Source organism: Acinetobacter lanii, assembly GCF_011578285.1.
Taxonomy (GTDB): Bacteria; Pseudomonadota; Gammaproteobacteria; order Pseudomonadales; family Moraxellaceae; genus Acinetobacter; species Acinetobacter lanii.
Window position 1 is genome coordinate 3,205,538 of record NZ_CP049916.1, and the last position, 20,951, is coordinate 3,226,488.

Here is a 20,951-nt window from a genome sequence, read left to right on the forward strand (position 1 = left end):
TGTTCGGGTCTTATCTAACTGCTTTGCAGTGTTTGCCGTACTTTGTACCAAATGAGTTATTAACAGAAGTACTTGAATTGAATTAAGTTTGCTTAGTTTAACTAGCTTGATCACTAAATCAAGATGTTTTGCAGAATATCGAATCAACTGATGCTTTATACAACAACTGTTTGGGTGTTGTATAGTCAAGCCTCACGAGTAATTAGTATTGGTCAGCTTCACATATCACTATGCTTCCACATCCAACCTATCAACGTTGTAGTCTTCAACGGCTCTTTAGAGGACATATAGTCCTAGGGAAATCTAATCTTGAGGTAGGCTTCCCGCTTAGATGCTTTCAGCGGTTATCCCTTCCGAACATAGCTACCCGGCGATGCGACTGGCGTCACAACCGGTACACCAGAGGTTCGTCCACTCTGGTCCTCTCGTACTAGGAGCAGATCCTCTCAAATTTCCAACGCCCACGGTAGATAGGGACCGAACTGTCTCACGACGTTCTAAACCCAGCTCGCGTACCTCTTTAAATGGCGAACAGCCATACCCTTGGGACCTGCTTCAGCCCCAGGATGAGATGAGCCGACATCGAGGTGCCAAACACCGCCGTCGATATGAACTCTTGGGCGGTATCAGCCTGTTATCCCCAGAGTACCTTTTATCCGTTGAGCGATGGCCCTTCCATACAGAACCACCGGATCACTAAGACCTACTTTCGTACCTGCTCGACTTGTGGGTCTCGCAGTTAAGCGCGCTTTTGCCTTTATACTCTACGCGTGATTTCCGACCACGCTGAGCGCACCTTCGTACTCCTCCGTTACTCTTTAGGAGGAGACCGCCCCAGTCAAACTACCCACCAGACATGGTCCTCGCTCCAGATCATGGAGCAGAGTTAGAACCTCAATATTACCAGGGTGGTATTTCAAGATTGGCTCCACTAGAACTGGCGTCCTAGTTTCAAAGCCTCCCACCTATCCTACACAAGTAAGATCAAAGTTCAATGTCAAGCTGCAGTAAAGGTTCACGGGGTCTTTCCGTCTAGCCGCGGGTACACCGCATCTTCACGGCGAATTCGATTTCACTGAGTCTCTGCTGGGAGACAGCGCCCCCATCATTATGCCATTCGTGCAGGTCGGAACTTACCCGACAAGGAATTTCGCTACCTTAGGACCGTTATAGTTACGGCCGCCGTTTACTGGGGCTTCGATCAAGAGCTTCGCTTACGCTAACCCCATCAATTAACCTTCCAGCACCGGGCAGGCATCACACCCTATACGTCCACTTTCGTGTTTGCAGAGTGCTATGTTTTTAATAAACAGTTGCAGGGGCCTGGTTTCTGTGGCTGTCAATAGCTCAGGAAGCAAGTTCCATCACCGTCGACAGCGTACCTTCTCCCGAAGTTACGGTACCATTTTGCCTAGTTCCTTCAGCAGAGTTCTCTCAAGCGCTTTGGTCTACTCGACCTGACCACCTGTGTCGGTTTCGGGTACGATTCCTGTGTAACTGAAGCTTAGAGACTTTTCCTGGAAGTATGGTATCAGCCACTTCGCTGTACAAGTACAGCTTGCTATCAACTCTCAGCATAGAGCACCCCGGATTTGCCTAAGATGCATGCCTACTGTCTTTCACCTGGACAACCAACGCCAGGCTGACTTAACCTTCTCCGTCCTCTCATCGCATTACACAGAAGTATTGGAATATTAACCAATTTCCCATCGACTACGCCTTTCGGCCTCGCCTTAGGGGTCGACTCACCCAGCCCCGATTAACGTTGGACTGGAACCCTTGGTCTTTCAGCGAACGAGTTTTTCACTCGTTTTGTCGTTACTCACGTCAGCATTCGCACTTCTGATACCTCCAGCAGACTTCTCAATCCACCTTCATCGGCTTACAGAACGCTCCCCTACCACTTGCAATAAATTGCAAATCCGCAGCTTCGGCATGTAGTTTTAGCCCCGTTACATCTTCCGCGCAGGCCGACTCGACTAGTGAGCTATTACGCTTTCTTTAAAGGGTGGCTGCTTCTAAGCCAACCTCCTAGCTGTCTATGCCTTCCCACATCGTTTCCCACTTAACTACAATTTTGGGGCCTTAGCTGGCGGTCTGGATTGTTTTCCTCTTGACTACGGACGTTAGCACCCGCAGTCTGTCTCCCGGATAGTACTCATTGGTATTCGGAGTTTGCATCGGTTTGGTAAGTCGGGATGACCCCCTAGCCGAAACAGTGCTCTACCCCCAATGGTATTCGTCCGAGGCGCTACCTAAATAGCTTTCGGGGAGAACCAGCTATCACCAGGCTTGATTAGCCTTTCACCCCTATCCACAAGTCATCCCCTGGCTTTTCAACGACAGTGGGTTCGGTCCTCCAGTTAGTGTTACCCAACCTTCAACCTGCTCATGGATAGATCGCCTGGTTTCGGGTCTACACCCAGCAACTAAACGCCCTATTAAGACTCGATTTCTCTACGGCTCCCCTATGCGGTTAACCTTGCTACTGAATGTAAGTCGCTGACCCATTATACAAAAGGTACGCAGTCACCGAACAAGTCGGCTCCCACTGCTTGTATGCATGCGGTTTCAGGATCTATTTCACTCCCCTCACAGGGGTTCTTTTCGCCTTTCCCTCACGGTACTGGTTCACTATCGGTCAGTCAGGAGTATTTAGCCTTGGAGGATGGTCCCCCCATATTCAGACAAGGTTTCACGTGCCTCGCCCTACTCGACATCATCATATCAGCCCTTTCGTGTACAGGACTATCACCCACTATGGTTGCACTTCCCAGAGCATTCCACTAAAACTGATATGACTTAATGGGCTTTTCCCCGTTCGCTCGCCGCTACTAAGGGAATCTCAATTGATTTCTTTTCCTAAGGGTACTGAGATGTTTCACTTCCCCTCGTTCGCCTTGCAACACTATGTATTCATGTTGCAATACCTACCTTATGGTAAGTGGGTTTCCCCATTCAGAAATCTCCGGATCACAGGATATTTGCCGCCTCCCCGGAGCTTATCGCAGGCTATTACGTCTTTCATCGCCTCTGACTGCCAAGGCATCCACCACATGCACTTAATTACTTGACTATACAACCCCAAACAGTCGTTAACCCTTACAAGCGGGGTTAGCAACAGAACATGTCTTTCAACACGCTCATACAGTTGGCGTCTGTGCATTTAAGCACTGTACAGCTTCAATTAGATTCATATACCAAAACGCTTGATTCAGTTAATTTCGCTAGTTCTCATTTCAATCACTTCAACAATCAATCTTACGATTTCTTGTTTCCGCTTTTGGAATAAGTTAAACAATTAATTTCAACTCAAATATATTCTGTTAATGATTGTCTACGTCCTCATCGGAGCGTAGCAACTGTGATAAATCACAGAAGTTAACAAGACGCGCATTATACGCAGTTTCTTACTAATTTCTATAATCTAACCAACTGATCGCTTACTCAGTGCTCGAAGTATAACTTCTCGCTTAAATTTTAAGGAAAAGCAGTGCTTTTCTGATCTTAAAATTTGGTGGAGACTAGGAGAGTCGAACTCCTGACCTCCTGCGTGCAAAGCAGGCGCTCTACCAACTAAGCTAAGTCCCCAGCTTATCATATAGATTCGATATATCTTCTGTTCTGTTCGCTTCAGTATTTTCATACTGCGTTAGTCAGATAGTGGTGGGTCTGACAAGACTTGAACTTGTGACCCCACGCTTATCAAGCGTGTGCTCTAACCAACTGAGCTACAGACCCTCAGATACATCTTCATGAAGAACAACTTGTTGTGGATTCTTACCGATCGTCAATCTTTCGTTAAGGAGGTGATCCAGCCGCAGGTTCCCCTACGGCTACCTTGTTACGACTTCACCCCAGTCATCGGCCACACCGTGGTAAGCGTCCTCCTTGCGGTTAGACTACCTACTTCTGGTGCAACAAACTCCCATGGTGTGACGGGCGGTGTGTACAAGGCCCGGGAACGTATTCACCGCGGCATTCTGATCCGCGATTACTAGCGATTCCGACTTCATGGAGTCGAGTTGCAGACTCCAATCCGGACTACGATCGGCTTTTTGAGATTAGCATCCTATCGCTAGGTAGCAACCCTTTGTACCGACCATTGTAGCACGTGTGTAGCCCTGGTCGTAAGGGCCATGATGACTTGACGTCGTCCCCGCCTTCCTCCAGTTTGTCACTGGCAGTATCCTTAAAGTTCCCGGCTTAACCCGCTGGCAAATAAGGAAAAGGGTTGCGCTCGTTGCGGGACTTAACCCAACATCTCACGACACGAGCTGACGACAGCCATGCAGCACCTGTATCAGAGTTCCCGAAGGCACCAATCCATCTCTGGAAAGTTCTCTGTATGTCAAGACCAGGTAAGGTTCTTCGCGTTGCATCGAATTAAACCACATGCTCCACCGCTTGTGCGGGCCCCCGTCAATTCATTTGAGTTTTAGTCTTGCGACCGTACTCCCCAGGCGGTCTACTTATCGCGTTAGCTGCGCCACTAAAGCCTCAAAGGCCCCAACGGCTAGTAGACATCGTTTACGGCATGGACTACCAGGGTATCTAATCCTGTTTGCTCCCCATGCTTTCGTACCTCAGTGTCAGTATTAGGCCAGATGGCTGCCTTCGCCATCGGTATTCCTCCAGATCTCTACGCATTTCACCGCTACACCTGGAATTCTACCATCCTCTCCCATACTCTAGCCAACCAGTATCGAATGCAATTCCCAAGTTAAGCTCGGGGATTTCACATTTGACTTAATTGGCCACCTACGCACGCTTTACGCCCAGTAAATCCGATTAACGCTCGCACCCTCTGTATTACCGCGGCTGCTGGCACAGAGTTAGCCGGTGCTTATTCTGCGAGTAACGTCCACTATCTCTGGTATTAACCAAAGTAGCCTCCTCCTCGCTTAAAGTGCTTTACAACCAAAAGGCCTTCTTCACACACGCGGCATGGCTGGATCAGGGTTGCCCCCATTGTCCAATATTCCCCACTGCTGCCTCCCGTAGGAGTCTGGGCCGTGTCTCAGTCCCAGTGTGGCGGATCATCCTCTCAGACCCGCTACAGATCGTCGCCTTGGTAGGCCTTTACCCCACCAACTAGCTAATCCGACTTAGGCTCATCCATTAACACAAGGTCCGAAGATCCCCTGCTTTCCCCCGTAGGGCGTATGCGGTATTAGCAGTCGTTTCCAACTGTTGTCCCCCATTAATGGGCAGATTCCTAAGCATTACTCACCCGTCCGCCGCTGAATCCAGTAGCAAGCTACTTTCATCCGCTCGACTTGCATGTGTTAAGCCTGCCGCCAGCGTTCAATCTGAGCCATGATCAAACTCTTCAGTTTAATATTGCTTAGCGCCTTAAAGGGCGCCAATCTTGGCTCATCAATTTTCTGACAAATATTTCTCAAATAAACTTCGAGTAATTTCTACCATCAATCAATGAAAATAATTTCGATCAATCAACCAGTAAAAATCCACACAAGTTGTTCTTCATAATCTCTTAATGATCTTCTCAATGCTTCGTCAGCATCAAGCTAGGTCGGCTATATTACTCTAAATCTCTAAAGAGTCAACCAGTAATTCAAATTATTTTCAAACTTTCTTTCTAAAACCCAACTCAACCAATCTTAGTTAAGTCACTGTTTTATCAGAAGTTTTAATCTTCATCACCGCCGATGGATGTGCATTCTACAGGATTTCAGAGGGGTTGCAAGCCTTTTTAAAAAATTATTATTCTGCATGCCTACTTAACAATCAACACAAATATTAAGTATTTGAAAAATAATGAATATTTATTTTAAAAATATTTGATTATTCATTTTCTTTTTCTAAGTAAGCCAAAATCATGGCACTCAATTCTTTCTTAAGTTGTTGTTCTGAAATAAGAAAATCATTATTACTCACATAGCGCATCATGGTGAATAAGGTACTGTTGATAATGACAAATGATTTATGTTTCAGCGTTTCGAAATTCCAATGCGGATAAAAGCGGTTAAATACATACAATCCAAGCTCGACAAAATGCTTCTGTAAAATTTGCGCGGCTTCAGAATGGTTATAACCATGCCAGTGTTTGAGTACTTCTATATAGAAACCATTATCTTCTCGCATCACATCAAAACCGAATTGGAGACTCAGTGTTACCAACTCTTTTAAACTGAGCTGTTCTTGGGTCATCGCCATTTGTTTTAAGGTCAATCCCAATTGATCGCTTTTACGGCGCAGTAATTCCAAGATAATTTGATCTTTATTTTCAAAGTACTGATAAATCGAACCGACACTGACCCCTGACTTTTCCGATATTTTCGGTGTGGTCACCTGCATTAAGCCCATTTCAGCCACACAAAGTTGGGTCGCTTCTAATATGGTATCGACAATCAGTTTCGCGCGTTGTTGTTGGGGTTGTTTTCTCATTGGCATTAATCTCATAGCCATTGGTTTTGGCTGTTTATTTTTATCGTTTCAACCCTTGGTCACTCATTACAAAAATGCGAATTGAATGCGAATAAATATTCATATTAGTCTTTGGTTAAACCATAATCAGGCGAGCATTAACATGTCAAATATAAAAACTCCAAAACGTATGGCCTCGTTTGAAAAGATGAGCCAAAGTGATCTGTTATCCAAACTACTGAATCGTTTTACTGATCAAAACCTCATTCCCACTTACGCTGAATATCTAGCGTTAAATGACAGTATGTATCAAGGCGATGAACCGATGGATAAAGTAATGACTTGGGTGATGACCAACCCGCGTCAAAACCGTAAATATTTTGAAACAGCGCTGTATCAAGGTTTAGATCATTTACCGCATGAGATTCCTGAACTGACTGCATTTTTTAAACTGGTGGAATCTCCGCCTGAATGGCTTGATCCACAAAAGATGAAGACCGCCATTCAATTTACCCATCGTTTGGGCGCTAACAGCACTTTTGTACTACGAGATGTCGCATTGATGACCGGTTATCAATTTCCGGGCTTTAACCAACCGCTAATTTTGACAGGCGCCCTCAGCAAATATGCAGGTAAACGCTTGGCTGAAACCCATAAATGGTGGCTGGATGTGAATCAAGAAAATAGCTTTGACCGTTTTAATGCGGGGTTCACTTCCACCATTTTCGTGCGCTTTATTCATTCATTAGTACGTTACCAACTGAATAAATCTAAAGAGTGGGATACAGACACTTGGGGCATCCCAATTAATCAATTTGACCAAGCACTGACCAATGTGGCCTTTAGCGGTGTACTGTTATTAGGCATACGTGGCTTGGGCATTTTCCCCAATAAAGCCGAAGTCGATGCGATCATGCATTTTTGGAAATATGCTGGTTGGCTCATGGGCGTGAGTGAGCAATGGCTGATTGATAAAGAACCAGAAGCATGGAAGCTATTACAATGGATGAACTATGCCCACCCTCAAGTAGATGACAGTAGTCGTGCTTTAGCCGTGAGCTTGTCGAAAGAACCATTTGAACGCGAATACAAACATTTTAATCGCTTCTTACAAAAGAAAGCCTACCAGAACCATTTGGATATTACCCAGTTGTTCTTAGGGCGTAAAAAAATGAAAAATCTCGGTTTAAAGACTCGCCCTGTGGCGTGGTATCCGTTTTATCTGATGGCCAAAAATACCGTGATTTATAATAGTGCAAAGCATATTGATCGTTTAAATCAGTATTTACAGAAAAAAGGACGTGCCGAACAAGAATATGCGCTAGAGCTGTATAAGAATGCAGGCAAACAATTGGCGAGTATGCATCAGTAAGTCTTGAAAAATGCGTATTTTAAAAACAATACAGCCCAATCAAATTGGGCTGTATGTTGGATCAGATTCAAGCTTGATCTCTACATCAAGCAACTGTTCAGCATTAACGCTTCACAGGCACTTTTTGCTTTTCACGCTGACGGGTAATTTTCTCTACCTTATCACGCGCACGTTGACGTTTTAAAGGCGATAAATAGTCCACAAATAACTTACCATCTAAGTGGTCCATTTCATGTTGAATACACACCGCCAATAAGCCATCTGCTTCCATTTCAAAGGCTTTACCATCTAGACCAAGTGCGTTGATTTTCACACGTGACGGACGTTCAACTTTATCGTATATTTGAGGAACAGATAAACAGCCCTCTTCATACGGTTGAGTTTCTTCCGTTAATGGAGTGACTTTGGGGTTAATAAAAACCATCGGTTGATTTTTATCTTCAGACAAGTCCATGACAATCAGCTGAATATGATGATCGACCTGCGTTGCTGCTAGACCAATACCTGGCGCTTCATACATGGTTTCAAACATGTCTGCTGCAAGCTGACGAATTTCGTCATTTACTTCAGCGACAGGTTTTGCAATGGTACGCAAACGGGGATCAGGAAAACTTAAAATAGGTAATAAGGCCATGCTGCTCCTCACTGGCTATGCCATTGATCTTAAAAACTAAATGAAGTGGGTGCTTCATTAAATAATACGTGTAATATAGGTATTATAGCGCAAATAGATACATAATTTTAGGAATTATGATAATGAAAAAGCTTTTCACTGGCACACCTCCTTTACGTGCCTCGGGGTTTAAAAAACACTGTGTTGCGCTGGCAATTTGCATGAGCGCTGGACTGTTCACTACTCAAATAATACATGCCAGTCCAAACAACACACCTCCTGCTTTAAAAGCCAGTGCACCGAATGTGTATATCGTGAAAAAAGGCGATACGCTTTGGGATATTTCAGGCAAATTTTTAAGATCCCCTTGGCGTTGGAAAGAGATTTGGGCGAGCAATCGTCATGTGAAAAACCCACACTGGATTTATCCAGGTGACCGCTTGTTATTGTGTACTTTGGACGGTCGCCCGCTGATTGGTAAAGATGAAGGCGATGGCTGTGAAGGTGTGATTCGTCGTCATCGTGGTGGGACATCATTGCAACCGCAAGTACGTGTCGAGTCACTCAACAACACCATTCCGATCATTCCACTGTCACAAATTGAACAATGGCTGGATCATGGTCTGATTTTGTCACCCGAGTCGATTCAAAGTACGCCCTATATTTTAGGTTCAGCGGATAATCGTGTGATTACTGGCAAAGGTCAAACGGTATACGTGCGTGGGAATGGCATCGAGGTTGGACAGAATTACGGCGTGTTCCGCGAGTCTGAACCGTATACCATCATCGACCATACCGGCAAACGCCCAGTGAAAGTGGTAAAAGCAGTCGAATTGGTGGAAGTGGCAGCCGGCACTGCGGTTGCGAGCGAAAATGATGTCACCACCTTAGAACTCACAGATAGCTTTAATGCTGAAGTGCGCAGTGGTGATCATGTCTTGCCACGTTATAACCCAGAATTGCCAAGTCTGTTTTTCCCGACCGCAACCAACGATATTGTTGAAGGTGGTCAAATTGTCCGTGTCATGGGCTCAATTGGTACAGCTGCACAGCGTAGCGTGGTGACGCTCGATCGCGGTGCAGTGCACGGTGCAAAAACTGGGCATGTGTTAAGTATTTTCCAACAAGGCGAAGTGGTGCGTGACCCGAAAACCAAAGAAGCGATTAAGTTGCCCAATCAACGTGTTGGTAATTTGATGATCTTCAAAACTTTCGATCAATACAGCTATGCCTATGTACTGGATAGTTCATTGCCGATTAAAGTCGGTGCATCAGTACAAGCCCCTGCCATCGCAGAAAATTAATCAAGCTAAAGCTTGGGTTTAACTATGGACAAACACTATGTTGAATGAGATCTCTGAAGTTCATTTGAATCACATCAAACTTTGGTATCTCGTTCAACATTCGTTGTCTTCTTTTCAAAAAATGATTCAATATTTTGGTTCTGCGCAGCAGGCAATTCAACCGAAAAATATTGCCAATTGGCCCAGCTTAAAACTGCATAAAAATCATTTGGAACGTGCCAAAGAATTCTACACAGATGCTGGTCAATTTAAATTTCAACAATGCCTCGATAAAATTCAAAGCCATAGCGATTTTATTTTAATTGATACTGATCTGTATTATCCCAAACAATTGCTTCCTTACGCCGATCGTCCTCCGATTCTGTTTGGTAAAGGGGCGTTGCAAAATTTAAGTCAACCCCAAATTGCCATTGTCGGCAGTCGCAAACCCAGTCCACATGGCAAACAAGTCGCCTACGACTTTGCTTATTATCTGAGTGAAAAAGGCTTTTTCATTAGCAGTGGTTTGGCACAAGGCATCGATGAAGCTGCGCATTTGGGGGCGCTGAAGAACCATCGCACCATCGCGGTGATCGGCACAGGGCTGGATCAAGTTTACCCGAGCCAAAATCAGCAGTTACAAGCGCAAATCTTGCAAAAATCAGGCACCATTATTTCCGAATTTTTACCTGAGACCAAACCTCTACAACACAATTTTCCACGGCGAAACCGTATTGTGAGTGGTCTAAGCTTAGGTGTTTTGGTGGCTGAAGCCAAGTTAGACAGTGGCTCACTGATTACCGCCCAAGCCGCTGCCAATCAAGGTAAAACCACCTTTGCCATTCCGGGGCATATTTACAGCGAATACCATCAAGGTTGCCATCAATTGATTCGTGAAGGCGCAATATTGGTGGATCACCCTGAACAGATTATTGAAGATTTAGCGTTACCGACCCAATGGCAACACAATCAAAACCTTGAAACGCAATTACAGCCGAATACTTCTGTTTCTACACATACACATACCGCTCAAGCCACGGCCAATGTCGTGCAAGCAAGCTTGCTGACGCAAAGTCTAGATTTTCAACCGGAGCTGCCTGAGCATTTGTTTAAGTTGTATCAACAACTCGATTGGATTGGACAAGATTTAGATGTGCTTGCCTCAACCCTCGATCAAGACGCGGCAGAACTGACCAGTGCCTTAATGGAATTGGAACTCATGGGCTTAGCAATTCAACAGAATGGGCTTTATCTGCGTTGCCGACCAAGCCATTAAGGTTCACAATAGAATTTTTAGTCTTCCAAGGTGAATCCGCATGATTACAACCTCAGTTGCCGAGGCTGCTCAATGTCTAGCTCAAGGTCAGGTGCTTGCATATCCAACAGAAGCAGTATGGGGCTTAGGTTGCGACCCATTCAATGAGTCTGCATTTTTAGAAATTTTACGCTTGAAACAACGCCCGATTGAAAAAGGCGTGATTTTATTGGCCGGGCAAGTGTCTCAAGTTGAGCATTTACTAAAAAATCTTGATCCTGAGATTCGTGAACAAGTGATTGCCACTTGGAGCAATCAAGGTGTGAGCGAACGTGCCACCACATGGTTACTTCCTGCCGATGAATCCATTCCACATTGGATCAAAGGCAATCACCCCAAAGTGGCGGTTCGCGTGACCAACCATCCGCTATGTATTGCACTGTGTAATGCCTTTAATGGTTTTATTGTGTCGACCAGTGCCAATCCTGCCGGATTACCATCGGCGCGTTCAATTCAAGAAGTCAGTCAATATTTTGGTTCAGAATTGAATTATTTAAATGGTGATTTAGGCTTAAGCCAAGATGCCAGTAAAATTATTGATGCCGTTAGCGGTGAAGTAATTCGTGCATAAATTGCTGCGATCAACACCCATCCGTTAAGGCTTTCATTTCAGTCAAATGCTGAAAGTGGTAGCCATACACACAAGATTAAGCGTTTTTAACGCTTAATCTTTAAATAAAAGACAAAAAAAAGCTCAGCCATATATAGGTTGGCTGAGCATTGAAAAGGATGTGTATAAAGCACATCCAGAGGGTTCTTAAAACTGGAAGCTGTATAAAACCGTATGTCTCAACGTCTTTATTTGCTATGCTGATATTATGCAATAAAAAAAGTGATTACACAAACATACAAAAATGCTAACCGCATCACACAATGACTCATATAAAAAACATCTGAATAAAGCGGTTATAATTAAGTGTTTATTTTCGCGTATTAAAAATAAAAATGGCTTTTTTGATCAATTGCTTATCAAGACGTACACAGCCTCAAAATATTTAAAAAAAATTTGAATTATTTTTTAATCGTTCAAATATTCAACAAAATCTGTTTCTATTCGGTCTTTATAACCCTGTCTAAGGCTTTATCCTCAGAATTAACTTAATCAATAACCCTTTCAGCCTGATTTGCCTTGGCTTTAGGCAGCAATTTCTTCTGCGCTAAGGCAATGCCCAATAAGATAATCACCCCGCCAATGCTGTGATAGACCGTCCATGCTTCATTCAACCACACAAAAGCGATCATTGCAGTCGTGATCGGCATGATATTCATAAAAATACTGGTGCGATTTGGTCCTAAATACTGCACCGCCATCATCCACACCAAAGGTGCAATCAGTGAGGGGAAAATCCCGGCATATAAGACACTGGAGAAATTATCTGCATCGATTGGGTCTAGCCCTAAAGCAATCACAAAAGGCAAATGAAACATGATGGCAAAAGCAATTTGTACATATAAGCTGAGTAAAAGCGGAATTTTTAACTGCCACTTTTTAAAGAACACCCCATAGAAGGCATAGCAAAACACCGCAATGACCATCAGCACATCGCCCCAATGCCCGGCCAGATTCATCAAGCTTGCCCAACTGCCCTGACTGATTAAATACAGCAGGCCAATAAAGGATAGAATGCTACCGATCACCGCAAAACGATTGGGGATCTCGTGCAAAATCAGCATCGAGATAAAGATGGTAAATACTGGAATAAAGGCATTGATGATGCCCATGTTGGTGGCACTGGTATAATGTGCAGCGGTATAAGCTAAGCCTTGATACAGCACCATGCCACAGGCACTGAGTACCGCCAATTGATGCCAATGTGCTTTGATCAGCGCGCGTTGTTTCCAGACTTTGGGCAACATAAGCGGCGTTAAAATAACAAACGCCAAAAACCAACGATAAAAACTGATACTGACTGGCGAAATGTAGTCTGCTACATAGCGTGTAATCGCAATATTTAAAGACCAAATTAATACCGCAATTAAAGGCAAAGTGAATGCCCACCACACCTGTTTTGTTTCTACATTCATTTATTCTATTGTCCTTTACAACCCTGCTGGATAGAGCCCAATGATTCAGTCATTCCTTTGATTTTTTTGATACTCATTCGCTGAGTCCAGTATAAGCTTCTCTGATGATATTGCTTCAAAAAGCATAAAAATTTAAGTACCTACGCTTAGACTCTAATCGATGTAAAGCATGGATCAAAGCACTTGCACATTAAAACACTTTTCTAATATTCACCTAAGTTTATCTACAAAATGACAATAGAAGTCAAATGGGGGCTATGCCAACCTTGTGACTTAGCGCGCTTTTTACTTTCGTTTCTTTAGACTGTACTGTTTATACTATTGAAAAGTATCTGTGAAATTGCGTCTTGAGAACATAGCAACGCTCTATTTTACTATGCGTTATTTTTTGAGCTTATAAAGCGGCTTATCACCAGCCTTAGAGTGTTGATGCTCTAAGCCTCTGAGTTTTGGTTTTCCCAACACTCAACTGACATAATAAAAGGACAACACATGAAAAAATTATTACTTGCATCTTTATGTATGACGGCTTTTACACTAACGGCGTGTGACAAAAAACCGAATGAAGCAACACCAACCACCACTGAAAATACCACTGTAACCACCAATGCTCCTGCAACGACTGCAACCAGCGCAGCGCCAGCGGGTGTGCTGAGCAACAATGTGGTTGCCGACATTCGTAGTGACTTAGATCAACTCCAAACCTTGTCGAATACCAAAGCTCAAGAAGCATTAAAATTCCAGAATGAAGTGACCCAAGCTGCGCAAAAAGGCGATAAAGCGGCTTTAGATCAAGTGGTTGATCAAATGGACAAATATGTCGATGCGTTTAACGATGAGCTTGAAGCACTGAATCTGAAAAGTGCTGAAGGCGACGCATTACGTGACAAAATGAAAGATTCAAATGAATTGGGCTTAGAGTTGGCTGAAGAAGGCGTTAAAACACCGCCGAATACCGATAAAATCAATGCGCTTCAAAAGAAAGCCACTGATTTACAACAGTCCTTGTTACAAGACATGCAATCACTTCAAAGCAAAGTCAACGGTAAATAATCTATTCGATTGAGTTGAGTACTCGACATTTAGATTCAAAAAAAAACAGGCAGATTGCCTGTTTTTTTTATGTGCTTAATCTACTTATGTATAGCAAATTAGCTTTAAAAAATAATTCATCGTTTATCTGACGAACCTTATGAAAAAACTTTACTTGTAGTTCAGTTCAATACCCGATAAAACAATCACACATCAAATACTTTTATAAGGGAATGGAATGGCTTCTGTATTTAATATTCCAGTGAAGACGATTCAAGGCGAATCAATTGATCTCAATCAGTATGCGGGTAAAGTCCTTTTGATTGTCAATGTCGCATCCAAATGTGGACTTACCCCGCAGTACGAAGGTTTGGAAAAACTCTATCAAGACAAAAAAGCACAAGGTTTAGAAATTTTAGGCTTCCCTGCCAACAACTTTTTGGCGCAAGAACCGGGTTCAGATGATGAAATTCAACAGTTCTGCTCTTTGACTTATGACGTTAAGTTTCCGCTGTTCTCTAAAATTTCAGTGGCAGGCGAAGACAAACATCCACTGTATCAAACCTTGATTCAAGCGATACCAGAACGTACCGGTGAAGGCCCTTGGTGGAAAGACTTGGTCGATTATGGTTTGACGCCAAATCCGAAACCTGAGGTGTTATGGAACTTTGAAAAATTCTTGATCAACAAGCAAGGTGAAGTCGTGGGTCGTTTTGCACCAGATATCACTGCAGATGATCCACGCTTATTGGACGCAATTGAAGCGGAATTGATCAAATAAATTTAACATTCAAATTAAAATCTGCATTCCATAAGTATCTGCTCAAAGAGTAGATACTTATATTTTATTAAAAATCATTATTTTCAGAAAACTAAAGTTCTTTCAAAAATCAAAAAATGGAAATACAACCACAATCTAAATGATCAATTAAATTTCCTTCTCCCTCTGGGATGAGAAGCACTGCTTCGCAAGAGGATGAGGGTACTTTAAACTAAAAATAACCTCTCCCTAGCCCTCTCCTAAAAGGAGAGGGAATATTCATTATTAAATTTTTATAGGATAAAAATGAATTTATGAAAGAAGTTTAATGACGATTTAATATTCCTCCACAATTCACACATTATTTTTATATTTCTACAACACTTCATCCACTCTTTTTCAATGACTTAGGACTATTCTGACTTTATCCAAACAGGGTATCGAAGATAAGGTGAAGTCATGAACACATTTTTAAAAGCAATGGTACTGTCTATTTCGACTGCTATCGTGGCTGCACCGGTGATGGCTGCACCACAAGATCACGGTTCTCAACCACATTTCAATCAAAAAACTGCACATACTCAACATAACCTAAAACAGCATGAACAAACTCGTCAAACACATAAAAATGTGAATCCGCATCAAGCTACTCACGCTAAAGTGAATACACAGCATTGGAAAGTGGGCCAAAATATTCCCAAGCAATATCACGGTTCAAGCTATAAAGTAGATTCGTCTAAATATAAAAAATTAAGTCAGGCAGGTCGTAACCAGCAATGGATTAAAGTGAATGGCGATTATGTACTGATGAACACCAACAATCATAAGGTCCTAAAAGTGATTCGTGGCTAATGCCCTTGACTGCAAAAAATGAGCACGATGTTGCTCATTTTTTGTGTTTCAAGCCTGATTTAAGCGAACAACAGGCAAAAAATTGTTATACGTTTGCAATAATCGACATTTTCTCCACATTTGTTCTTTATATTGAACGCATTGTTGTCATAAAGCATTTAGAACGCGATGAAAAAACTTCTACAAGGGATGTTGATTCCTTTCACTCTGTTTTCATTCATCATAGTTGTGATGGGTTGTGATCCGAGTCTGAGCAATAAAGTTGAAGATGAATCAAGTCAGCAAGACCGTACTCAAACAGAGCGTGATGCTCAAGATGCGGATGGTTTAGATTCTGAGTTTCAAGTTGATCAAGAGAGCCAAGTTGATGACACTGATGCGAAGCACGATTCTTCTTTAGCACAACAGCGCAATACATCCGAGCTGAAAAGTGGCAATGTATTCTATATCGCGCGTGATGTAGCCAGTATGCAGATGAATGCCGGTGATTATGTCTCTGAAATACAACAGTCCCAAGAAAATCTGCAACATGCCGTTGATAGCAAGGATCAACAGCAATTGCAAACGACAGCAACCGCTTTGCAGAAACAACTTCAAGGGTTTAACCAAGCTTTGATCAATTTAGACCTTAAAAGTGAAGAAATACATCACATCCGTGAAAATGTAGTGGCTGCCAATACGCAAGTGTTGAAATCTCCACTGATGAATGGCGATCTAGATTTTTCTAAAGTGGATTTTAACAAGTTACAACAGCAGATGAGCTCTGTGCAAAATGAGATGTTAAAACTGGCAGCAATGGTGATTCCGAAAAGCAACTCTGATTCTTCTCAAGAGAATGAATCGAACTAACACGTCACACCTGCATCGAATCCAATAAACAGCGACTCCAAGTCGCTGTTTTTATCTAGGCTTTAAGCCTTACAGTATTTGTCCTGTCCCAATGCCCTTTTAACGTCTTGCTTAAAGCGAGTTTTGGCAAATGGATAACCCTCTGGCAAATACAGCGTCATTCTGGTTTTGTTATTTCTTAGTTTTTCAAGCGTAGTCTTATAAACATACACCTTCCCTTCTGAACGCCCAAACAAGGTACCCATTTTGAGTTGGGTATTCAGCTCATTGTCGGTAAATACCAATTCATCTTCTCGAGTAAATGCAACACAAATGCGATACGCCGTTTTTAAATTTTCAAATGCCGTTTCATAAGGAATGTCGAGTTCAGTTGAGAGTCCATTACCAATGGCATTGGCGACCAAAGCCGCTTCTGTCGGCTGCGTTGGACCTACCACATACTGTTGCTGACAGGCTGATGTAAAAATTGATATAACAAAAACCAGTAAAAATGAAAAATAGCCTTTTAAATTCGACACATGCAAACCTTTATTGTTGTTCAATTGATGATATTAGAATGCTTATTCTGTATTGCGCTGCATCCATTGTGAGGCAGTATAGCGCATGTTTTAATGGGCTTATATTTCAATTGGTGAATGAGTAAAAAAGCATGCAACTGATTATTTTTACAGGTGTTCAAGCCTCAGGTAAATCGAGCTTTTATTTGCTGAATCTGTACCACAGTCATTTGCGCATTAATTTAGATATGTTGAAAACGCGTCATCGAGAAAATATGATTTTTGAGGCAGGGCTTAGCTCTAAAACTAAAATGGTAATTGATAATACCAACCCGACACGTGCAGATCGTGAGCGTTATATACAGCGTGCCATCGACGCGGGATTTGAAGTGATTTCTTATTATTTTGAGACTGAATTGAATAGTACTTTAAGCCGCAATGCTCAGCGAGCGGGTAAAGCCAATATTCCAGAGGTGGGTGTTCGAGCGACTTTTAAAAAATTACAAGTCCCCAGTTTCGATGAAGGGCTTAGTCAAATATTTCGGATTCGTATCATTGGAAATGGGGAGTTTTCAGTGCTCCCCGTCTTACGGAATTAACCCAGACTAGATTTAGCCAATACAAGCTTTAACTCATGGTTTGTGCTTGTACTTCTTTGGCTTTTTTCAAAGCACGTTGCATGGCATAACGCTCATAGGGTTTAGCCAAGCGACTTTCTATCGCTGAAAAGTCACCACGATGTGCGGTATCAAGTAATTCATTGGCCAATGAACGAATACTTGCTCTGCCACGATGTTCATAGCTTTGCACTTCTTCTTGATTCAAGACCAAGTCCCAGCACGATGTTCCTGCGCTAAATTTAACTTCAAGGCTTAAATAGTAGTGGTCACAATCTTGATAAAGTTCCCAGACATGGGCTTCTTGATCGATGAGGTTCATTTCAAATCTTAAAACATATTTCAGTTTGGCTAACATACACCTCTTTATTTTAAGAATATATTCTACTTTAGATAATCATTTTGGCTTATATACGTGAAAAATATTGTTTTAGTTTTAAAAGGTCTAGCTCTCTTTGTCGAATACGTCGCTTGTGACTTGTACACCATAAAGTATTGCCATTGACCACTTGATCAAAACACTGATCTATAAAAAAACCACCCTTTCGGGTGGTTTTTTCAATCTCAAACCGTCTCTTATTGAGCGCGGTTTTTGATTTTGCGGATGGTATCCAACTGTGCAGCAGTTTCTGCAAGTGCAGCCAATGCAGCAGCTGTGTCCAACTCGCTCTTTTGATTTGCAAGCAATGTTTCAGCATTTTTACGTGCTTCAATAATTGCGGCTTCATCTAAGTTTTCAGCACGGACTGCAGTATCTGCAAGAACCGTAACCACATGCGGTTGAACTTCTAAAACACCACCTGATACATAGATTAACTCTTCTGTACCATTTTCAAGCATAACGCGAATCGCGCCTGGCTTAAGCAAAGTTACCAATGGTGTATGACCCGGCATAATACCAAGTTCACCACTTGCACCTTTAGCAATTAGCATAGTTACAGTGCCTGAGTACAAAGACTCTTTAACACTTACAACGTCACATTGCATAGTCGCCATGAGAATCTCCTAAATTAGGGAACTAATTAAAGTTTCTCAGCTTTAGCAAGTACTTCGTCAATGCCACCAACCATGTAGAACGCTTGTTCTGGAATATGGTCGTATTCACCAGCTAAAAGACCTTTAAAGCCACGAATCGTTTCTTTAAGTGGTACAAGTTTACCAGGAGCACCAGTAAATACTTCAGCTACGTGGAACGGTTGAGAGAAGAAACGTTGGATCTTACGTGCACGGTATACAGTAAGTTTGTCTTCTTCTGCCAATTCGTCCATACCAAGAATTGCAATAATGTCTTTCAATTCTTTATAACGTTGAAGAACGTTTTGAACTGAACGAGCAATTTCGTAATGCTCAGCACCGACTACAAGTGGATCTAACTGACGTGAAGTAGAGTCAAGTGGATCGATCGCTGGGTAAATACCAGAAGATGCGATGTCACGGCTCAATACAACAGTTGCGTCCAAGTGAGCGAACGTAGTTGCAGGCGATGGATCTGTTAAGTCATCGGCAGGTACATATACCGCTTGAATTGACGTAATAGAACCAGACTTAGTTGAAGTAATACGTTCTTGTAGAACACCCATCTCTTCTGCAAGAGTTGGCTGGTAACCTACAGCAGACGGCATACGACCTAACAATGCTGATACTTCAGTACCTGCAAGTGTATAACGGTAGATGTTATCTACGAACAATAATACGTCACGGCCTTTACCGTTTTCGTCTTTCTCGTCACGGAAATACTCAGCCATCGTCAAACCAGTCAACGCTACGCGTAAACGGTTACCTGGTGGCTCATTCATCTGACCGTAGACCATCGCTACTTTGTCAAGAACGTTAGAGTCTTTCATCTCGTGATAGAAGTCATTACCTTCACGAGTACGCTCACCAACACCAGCAAACACAGATAAACCTGAGTGTGCTTTCGCGATGTTGTTGATCAACTCCATCATGTTTACAGTTTTACCAACACCGGCACCACCGAACAGACCAACTTTACCACCTTTAGCGAATGGGCATAGTAAGTCGATGACTTTAATACCAGTTTCTAAAAGGTCAGTAGACGCTGCTTGTTCAGCATAAGAAGGTGCTGCACGGTGAATTGGTAAACGCGCTTCAGTTGCAACTGGACCAGCTTCGTCGATTGGGCGACCAAGAACGTCCATGATACGACCAAGAGTCGCTGTACCTACTGGTACAGAAATCGGCGCGTTAGTGTTAGTTACGTTCAAACCACGCTTAAGGCCTTCAGTAGAACCCATTGCAATAGTACGAACTACGCCATCACCAAGTTGTTGCTGAACTTCTAAAGTAGTTTCAGTACCGTCAACTTGGAGAGCGTCATAGATCTTAGGAACGCTGTTGCGTTCAAACTCGACGTCGATTACCGCGCCGATGATCTGAATGATACGACCGCTACTCATTGCTGTCTCCTCAATTCAAAATAATGTTAAACGGCAGCGGCACCACCAACGATCTCAGAAATTTCCTGAGTAATCGCGGCTTGACGCAGCTTGTTATAAATAAGTTGTAGGCTCTTGATGATTTCACCTGCGTTGTCGGTTGCAGCTTTCATTGCCACCATACGTGCAGATTGTTCACAAGCGATGTTTTCAATAACACCTTGATACACCACAGACTCGATGTAACGAACCAACAAACCATTTAAGAGCTCTTCAGCTCCTGGTTCGTAGATATAATCCCAACCGTATTGACGGTTTAGATCCTCGCTCTCTTCAGCTGGTGCTAAAGGAACAAGTTGTTCGATTTTTTGGTTTTGAGTCATGGCGTTGACAAAGCCGTTAGACACAAGATAAATACGATCTAACTCGCCTTTATCGAAAGCGTCCAACATCACCTGTACAGAACCAGACAACTGTTCAAGACTCGGCGCATCACCTACGTTTGTAGTCGCACCCAGCACTTTACCGCCGTAGTTTTTAAAAAACGAAACCGCTTTTTGACCAATCAAAGCAAATTGAACTTCAATTGACTGCTCTTGTTGCTGTTGAATGTGTTTAACCACTTTCTTGAACAAGTTAATGTTCAAACCACCAGCAAGGCCGCGATCTGATGACACAATGATATAGCCAACGCGTTTTACAGGGCGTTCAACCATATAACGGTGTTTGTATTCAGGGTTCGCTTGAACCAAGTGAGCAATTACACGGTGCATATTTTCGGCATACGGACGGCCTTGAGCCATGCGCTCTTGCGCACGACGCATCTTAGAAGCTGCTACCATCTGCATCGCGCGAGTAATTTTCTGCGTGCTTTTGATACTAGCTACTTTGGCGCGAATTTCTTTTAAATTTGCCATACGCTTAACCTAGTATTCGAAAGCTCTTTCGAG

At 42.9% G+C, this 20,951-nt stretch carries 17 protein-coding genes, 2 tRNA genes and 2 rRNA genes; 9 read left to right on the forward strand and 12 right to left on the reverse strand.

Annotation, left to right across the window (positions count from 1 at the left end; genetic code table 11):
* Nucleotides 1-181: 181 nt before the first annotated feature.
* The 5 genes from G8D99_RS14635 to G8D99_RS14655 form a co-directional block, all read right to left on the reverse strand.
* A 23S ribosomal RNA gene (locus tag G8D99_RS14635) occupies nt 182-3,076 on the reverse strand.
* A gap of 439 nt (nt 3,077-3,515) precedes the next feature.
* Nucleotides 3,516-3,591: transfer RNA gene (locus tag G8D99_RS14640), tRNA-Ala, on the reverse strand.
* Nucleotides 3,592-3,664: 73 nt separating this feature from the next.
* Nucleotides 3,665-3,741 (reverse strand) — tRNA-Ile (locus G8D99_RS14645).
* 61 nt (nt 3,742-3,802) lie between these two features.
* Nucleotides 3,803-5,339 (reverse strand): 16S ribosomal RNA (locus G8D99_RS14650).
* The 16S and 23S rRNA genes sit together here with 2 tRNA genes alongside, the layout of an rRNA operon.
* 469 nt (nt 5,340-5,808) lie before the next feature.
* Nucleotides 5,809-6,411, reverse strand: a complete 603-nt coding sequence (locus tag G8D99_RS14655; RefSeq protein WP_166327138.1) for a TetR/AcrR family transcriptional regulator — start codon at nt 6,409-6,411, stop codon at nt 5,809-5,811.
* 142 nt (nt 6,412-6,553) lie between these two features.
* On the opposite strand from G8D99_RS14655, the gene G8D99_RS14660 reads away from it, so the two are divergent.
* Nucleotides 6,554-7,762, forward strand: a complete 1,209-nt coding sequence (locus G8D99_RS14660; protein ID WP_166327140.1) for an oxygenase MpaB family protein — start codon at nt 6,554-6,556, stop codon at nt 7,760-7,762.
* 103 nt (nt 7,763-7,865) lie between these two features.
* Here the strand turns inward: G8D99_RS14660 and def are convergent, their stop codons facing one another.
* Nucleotides 7,866-8,396, reverse strand: coding sequence for a peptide deformylase (def, locus tag G8D99_RS14665; RefSeq protein WP_166327142.1), 531 nt, complete (start codon nt 8,394-8,396; stop codon nt 7,866-7,868).
* A 122-nt stretch (nt 8,397-8,518) separates the two neighbouring features.
* Between def and G8D99_RS14670 the strand changes: the two genes are divergently transcribed.
* The 3 genes from G8D99_RS14670 to G8D99_RS14680 are packed head-to-tail and all read left to right on the forward strand — an operon-like array spanning nt 8,519 to nt 11,544.
* A complete protein-coding gene (locus G8D99_RS14670) occupies nt 8,519-9,679 on the forward strand; it encodes a LysM peptidoglycan-binding domain-containing protein (RefSeq protein ID WP_166327144.1) in 1,161 nt (386 codons plus the stop codon).
* Nucleotides 9,680-9,716: 37 nt separating this feature from the next.
* Nucleotides 9,717-10,934: a DNA-processing protein DprA gene (gene dprA / locus G8D99_RS14675; protein ID WP_166327146.1), complete on the forward strand. Its 1,218-nt coding sequence runs from the start codon at nt 9,717-9,719 to the stop codon at nt 10,932-10,934.
* 40 nt (nt 10,935-10,974) lie between these two features.
* Nucleotides 10,975-11,544 (forward strand): L-threonylcarbamoyladenylate synthase, encoded by a 570-nt coding sequence (locus G8D99_RS14680; protein WP_166327148.1) that lies wholly within the window; start codon nt 10,975-10,977, stop codon nt 11,542-11,544.
* Nucleotides 11,545-12,071: 527 nt separating this feature from the next.
* On the opposite strand, the gene G8D99_RS14685 is transcribed toward G8D99_RS14680, so the two are convergent.
* Entirely contained in the window at nt 12,072-12,998 is a 927-nt protein-coding gene (locus G8D99_RS14685; RefSeq protein ID WP_166327150.1) for a DMT family transporter, read from the reverse strand.
* A gap of 492 nt (nt 12,999-13,490) precedes the next feature.
* Between G8D99_RS14685 and G8D99_RS14690 the strand changes: the two genes are divergently transcribed.
* The 4 genes from G8D99_RS14690 (at nt 13,491) to G8D99_RS14705 (ending at nt 16,491) form a co-directional block, all read left to right on the forward strand.
* The gene (locus tag G8D99_RS14690; RefSeq protein WP_166327152.1) at nt 13,491-14,051 is read left to right on the forward strand and encodes a hypothetical protein; all 561 of its coding nucleotides are present in this window, start codon (nt 13,491-13,493) and stop codon (nt 14,049-14,051) included.
* 217 nt (nt 14,052-14,268) lie between these two features.
* Nucleotides 14,269-14,811: a glutathione peroxidase gene (locus G8D99_RS14695; RefSeq protein ID WP_166327154.1), complete on the forward strand. Its 543-nt coding sequence runs from the start codon at nt 14,269-14,271 to the stop codon at nt 14,809-14,811.
* A gap of 438 nt (nt 14,812-15,249) precedes the next feature.
* Nucleotides 15,250-15,642 (forward strand): RcnB family protein, encoded by a 393-nt coding sequence (locus G8D99_RS14700; RefSeq protein WP_166327156.1) that lies wholly within the window; start codon nt 15,250-15,252, stop codon nt 15,640-15,642.
* A gap of 168 nt (nt 15,643-15,810) precedes the next feature.
* Entirely contained in the window at nt 15,811-16,491 is a 681-nt protein-coding gene (locus G8D99_RS14705) for a hypothetical protein (protein ID WP_166327158.1), read from the forward strand.
* 62 nt (nt 16,492-16,553) lie between these two features.
* On the opposite strand, the gene G8D99_RS14710 is transcribed toward G8D99_RS14705, so the two are convergent.
* Nucleotides 16,554-17,009 carry a hypothetical protein gene (locus tag G8D99_RS14710; protein WP_227554335.1) on the reverse strand — a complete coding sequence of 152 codons (456 nt, stop codon included), beginning with the start codon at nt 17,007-17,009 and terminating at the stop codon, nt 16,554-16,556.
* Nucleotides 17,010-17,140: 131 nt separating this feature from the next.
* Between G8D99_RS14710 and G8D99_RS14715 the strand changes: the two genes are divergently transcribed.
* Entirely contained in the window at nt 17,141-17,587 is a 447-nt protein-coding gene (locus G8D99_RS14715; protein ID WP_166327160.1) for an AAA family ATPase, read from the forward strand.
* Nucleotides 17,588-17,615: 28 nt separating this feature from the next.
* On the opposite strand, the gene G8D99_RS14720 is transcribed toward G8D99_RS14715, so the two are convergent.
* The 4 genes from G8D99_RS14720 to atpG all read right to left on the reverse strand — a co-directional run bounded on the left by G8D99_RS14720 (nt 17,616) and on the right by atpG (nt 20,918).
* Nucleotides 17,616-17,927: a hypothetical protein gene (locus tag G8D99_RS14720; RefSeq protein WP_166327162.1), complete on the reverse strand. Its 312-nt coding sequence runs from the start codon at nt 17,925-17,927 to the stop codon at nt 17,616-17,618.
* Between the two features lie 254 nt (nt 17,928-18,181).
* The gene (locus tag G8D99_RS14725; protein WP_166327164.1) at nt 18,182-18,601 is read right to left on the reverse strand and encodes a F0F1 ATP synthase subunit epsilon; all 420 of its coding nucleotides are present in this window, start codon (nt 18,599-18,601) and stop codon (nt 18,182-18,184) included.
* 26 nt (nt 18,602-18,627) lie between these two features.
* Complete coding sequence (gene atpD, locus G8D99_RS14730) at nt 18,628-20,022, reverse strand: F0F1 ATP synthase subunit beta (RefSeq protein WP_166327166.1); 1,395 nt, start codon at nt 20,020-20,022, stop codon at nt 18,628-18,630.
* A 26-nt stretch (nt 20,023-20,048) separates the two neighbouring features.
* Nucleotides 20,049-20,918, reverse strand: a complete 870-nt coding sequence (gene atpG / locus G8D99_RS14735; protein WP_166327168.1) for a F0F1 ATP synthase subunit gamma — start codon at nt 20,916-20,918, stop codon at nt 20,049-20,051.
* Between the last annotated feature and the right edge of the window lie 33 nt (nt 20,919-20,951).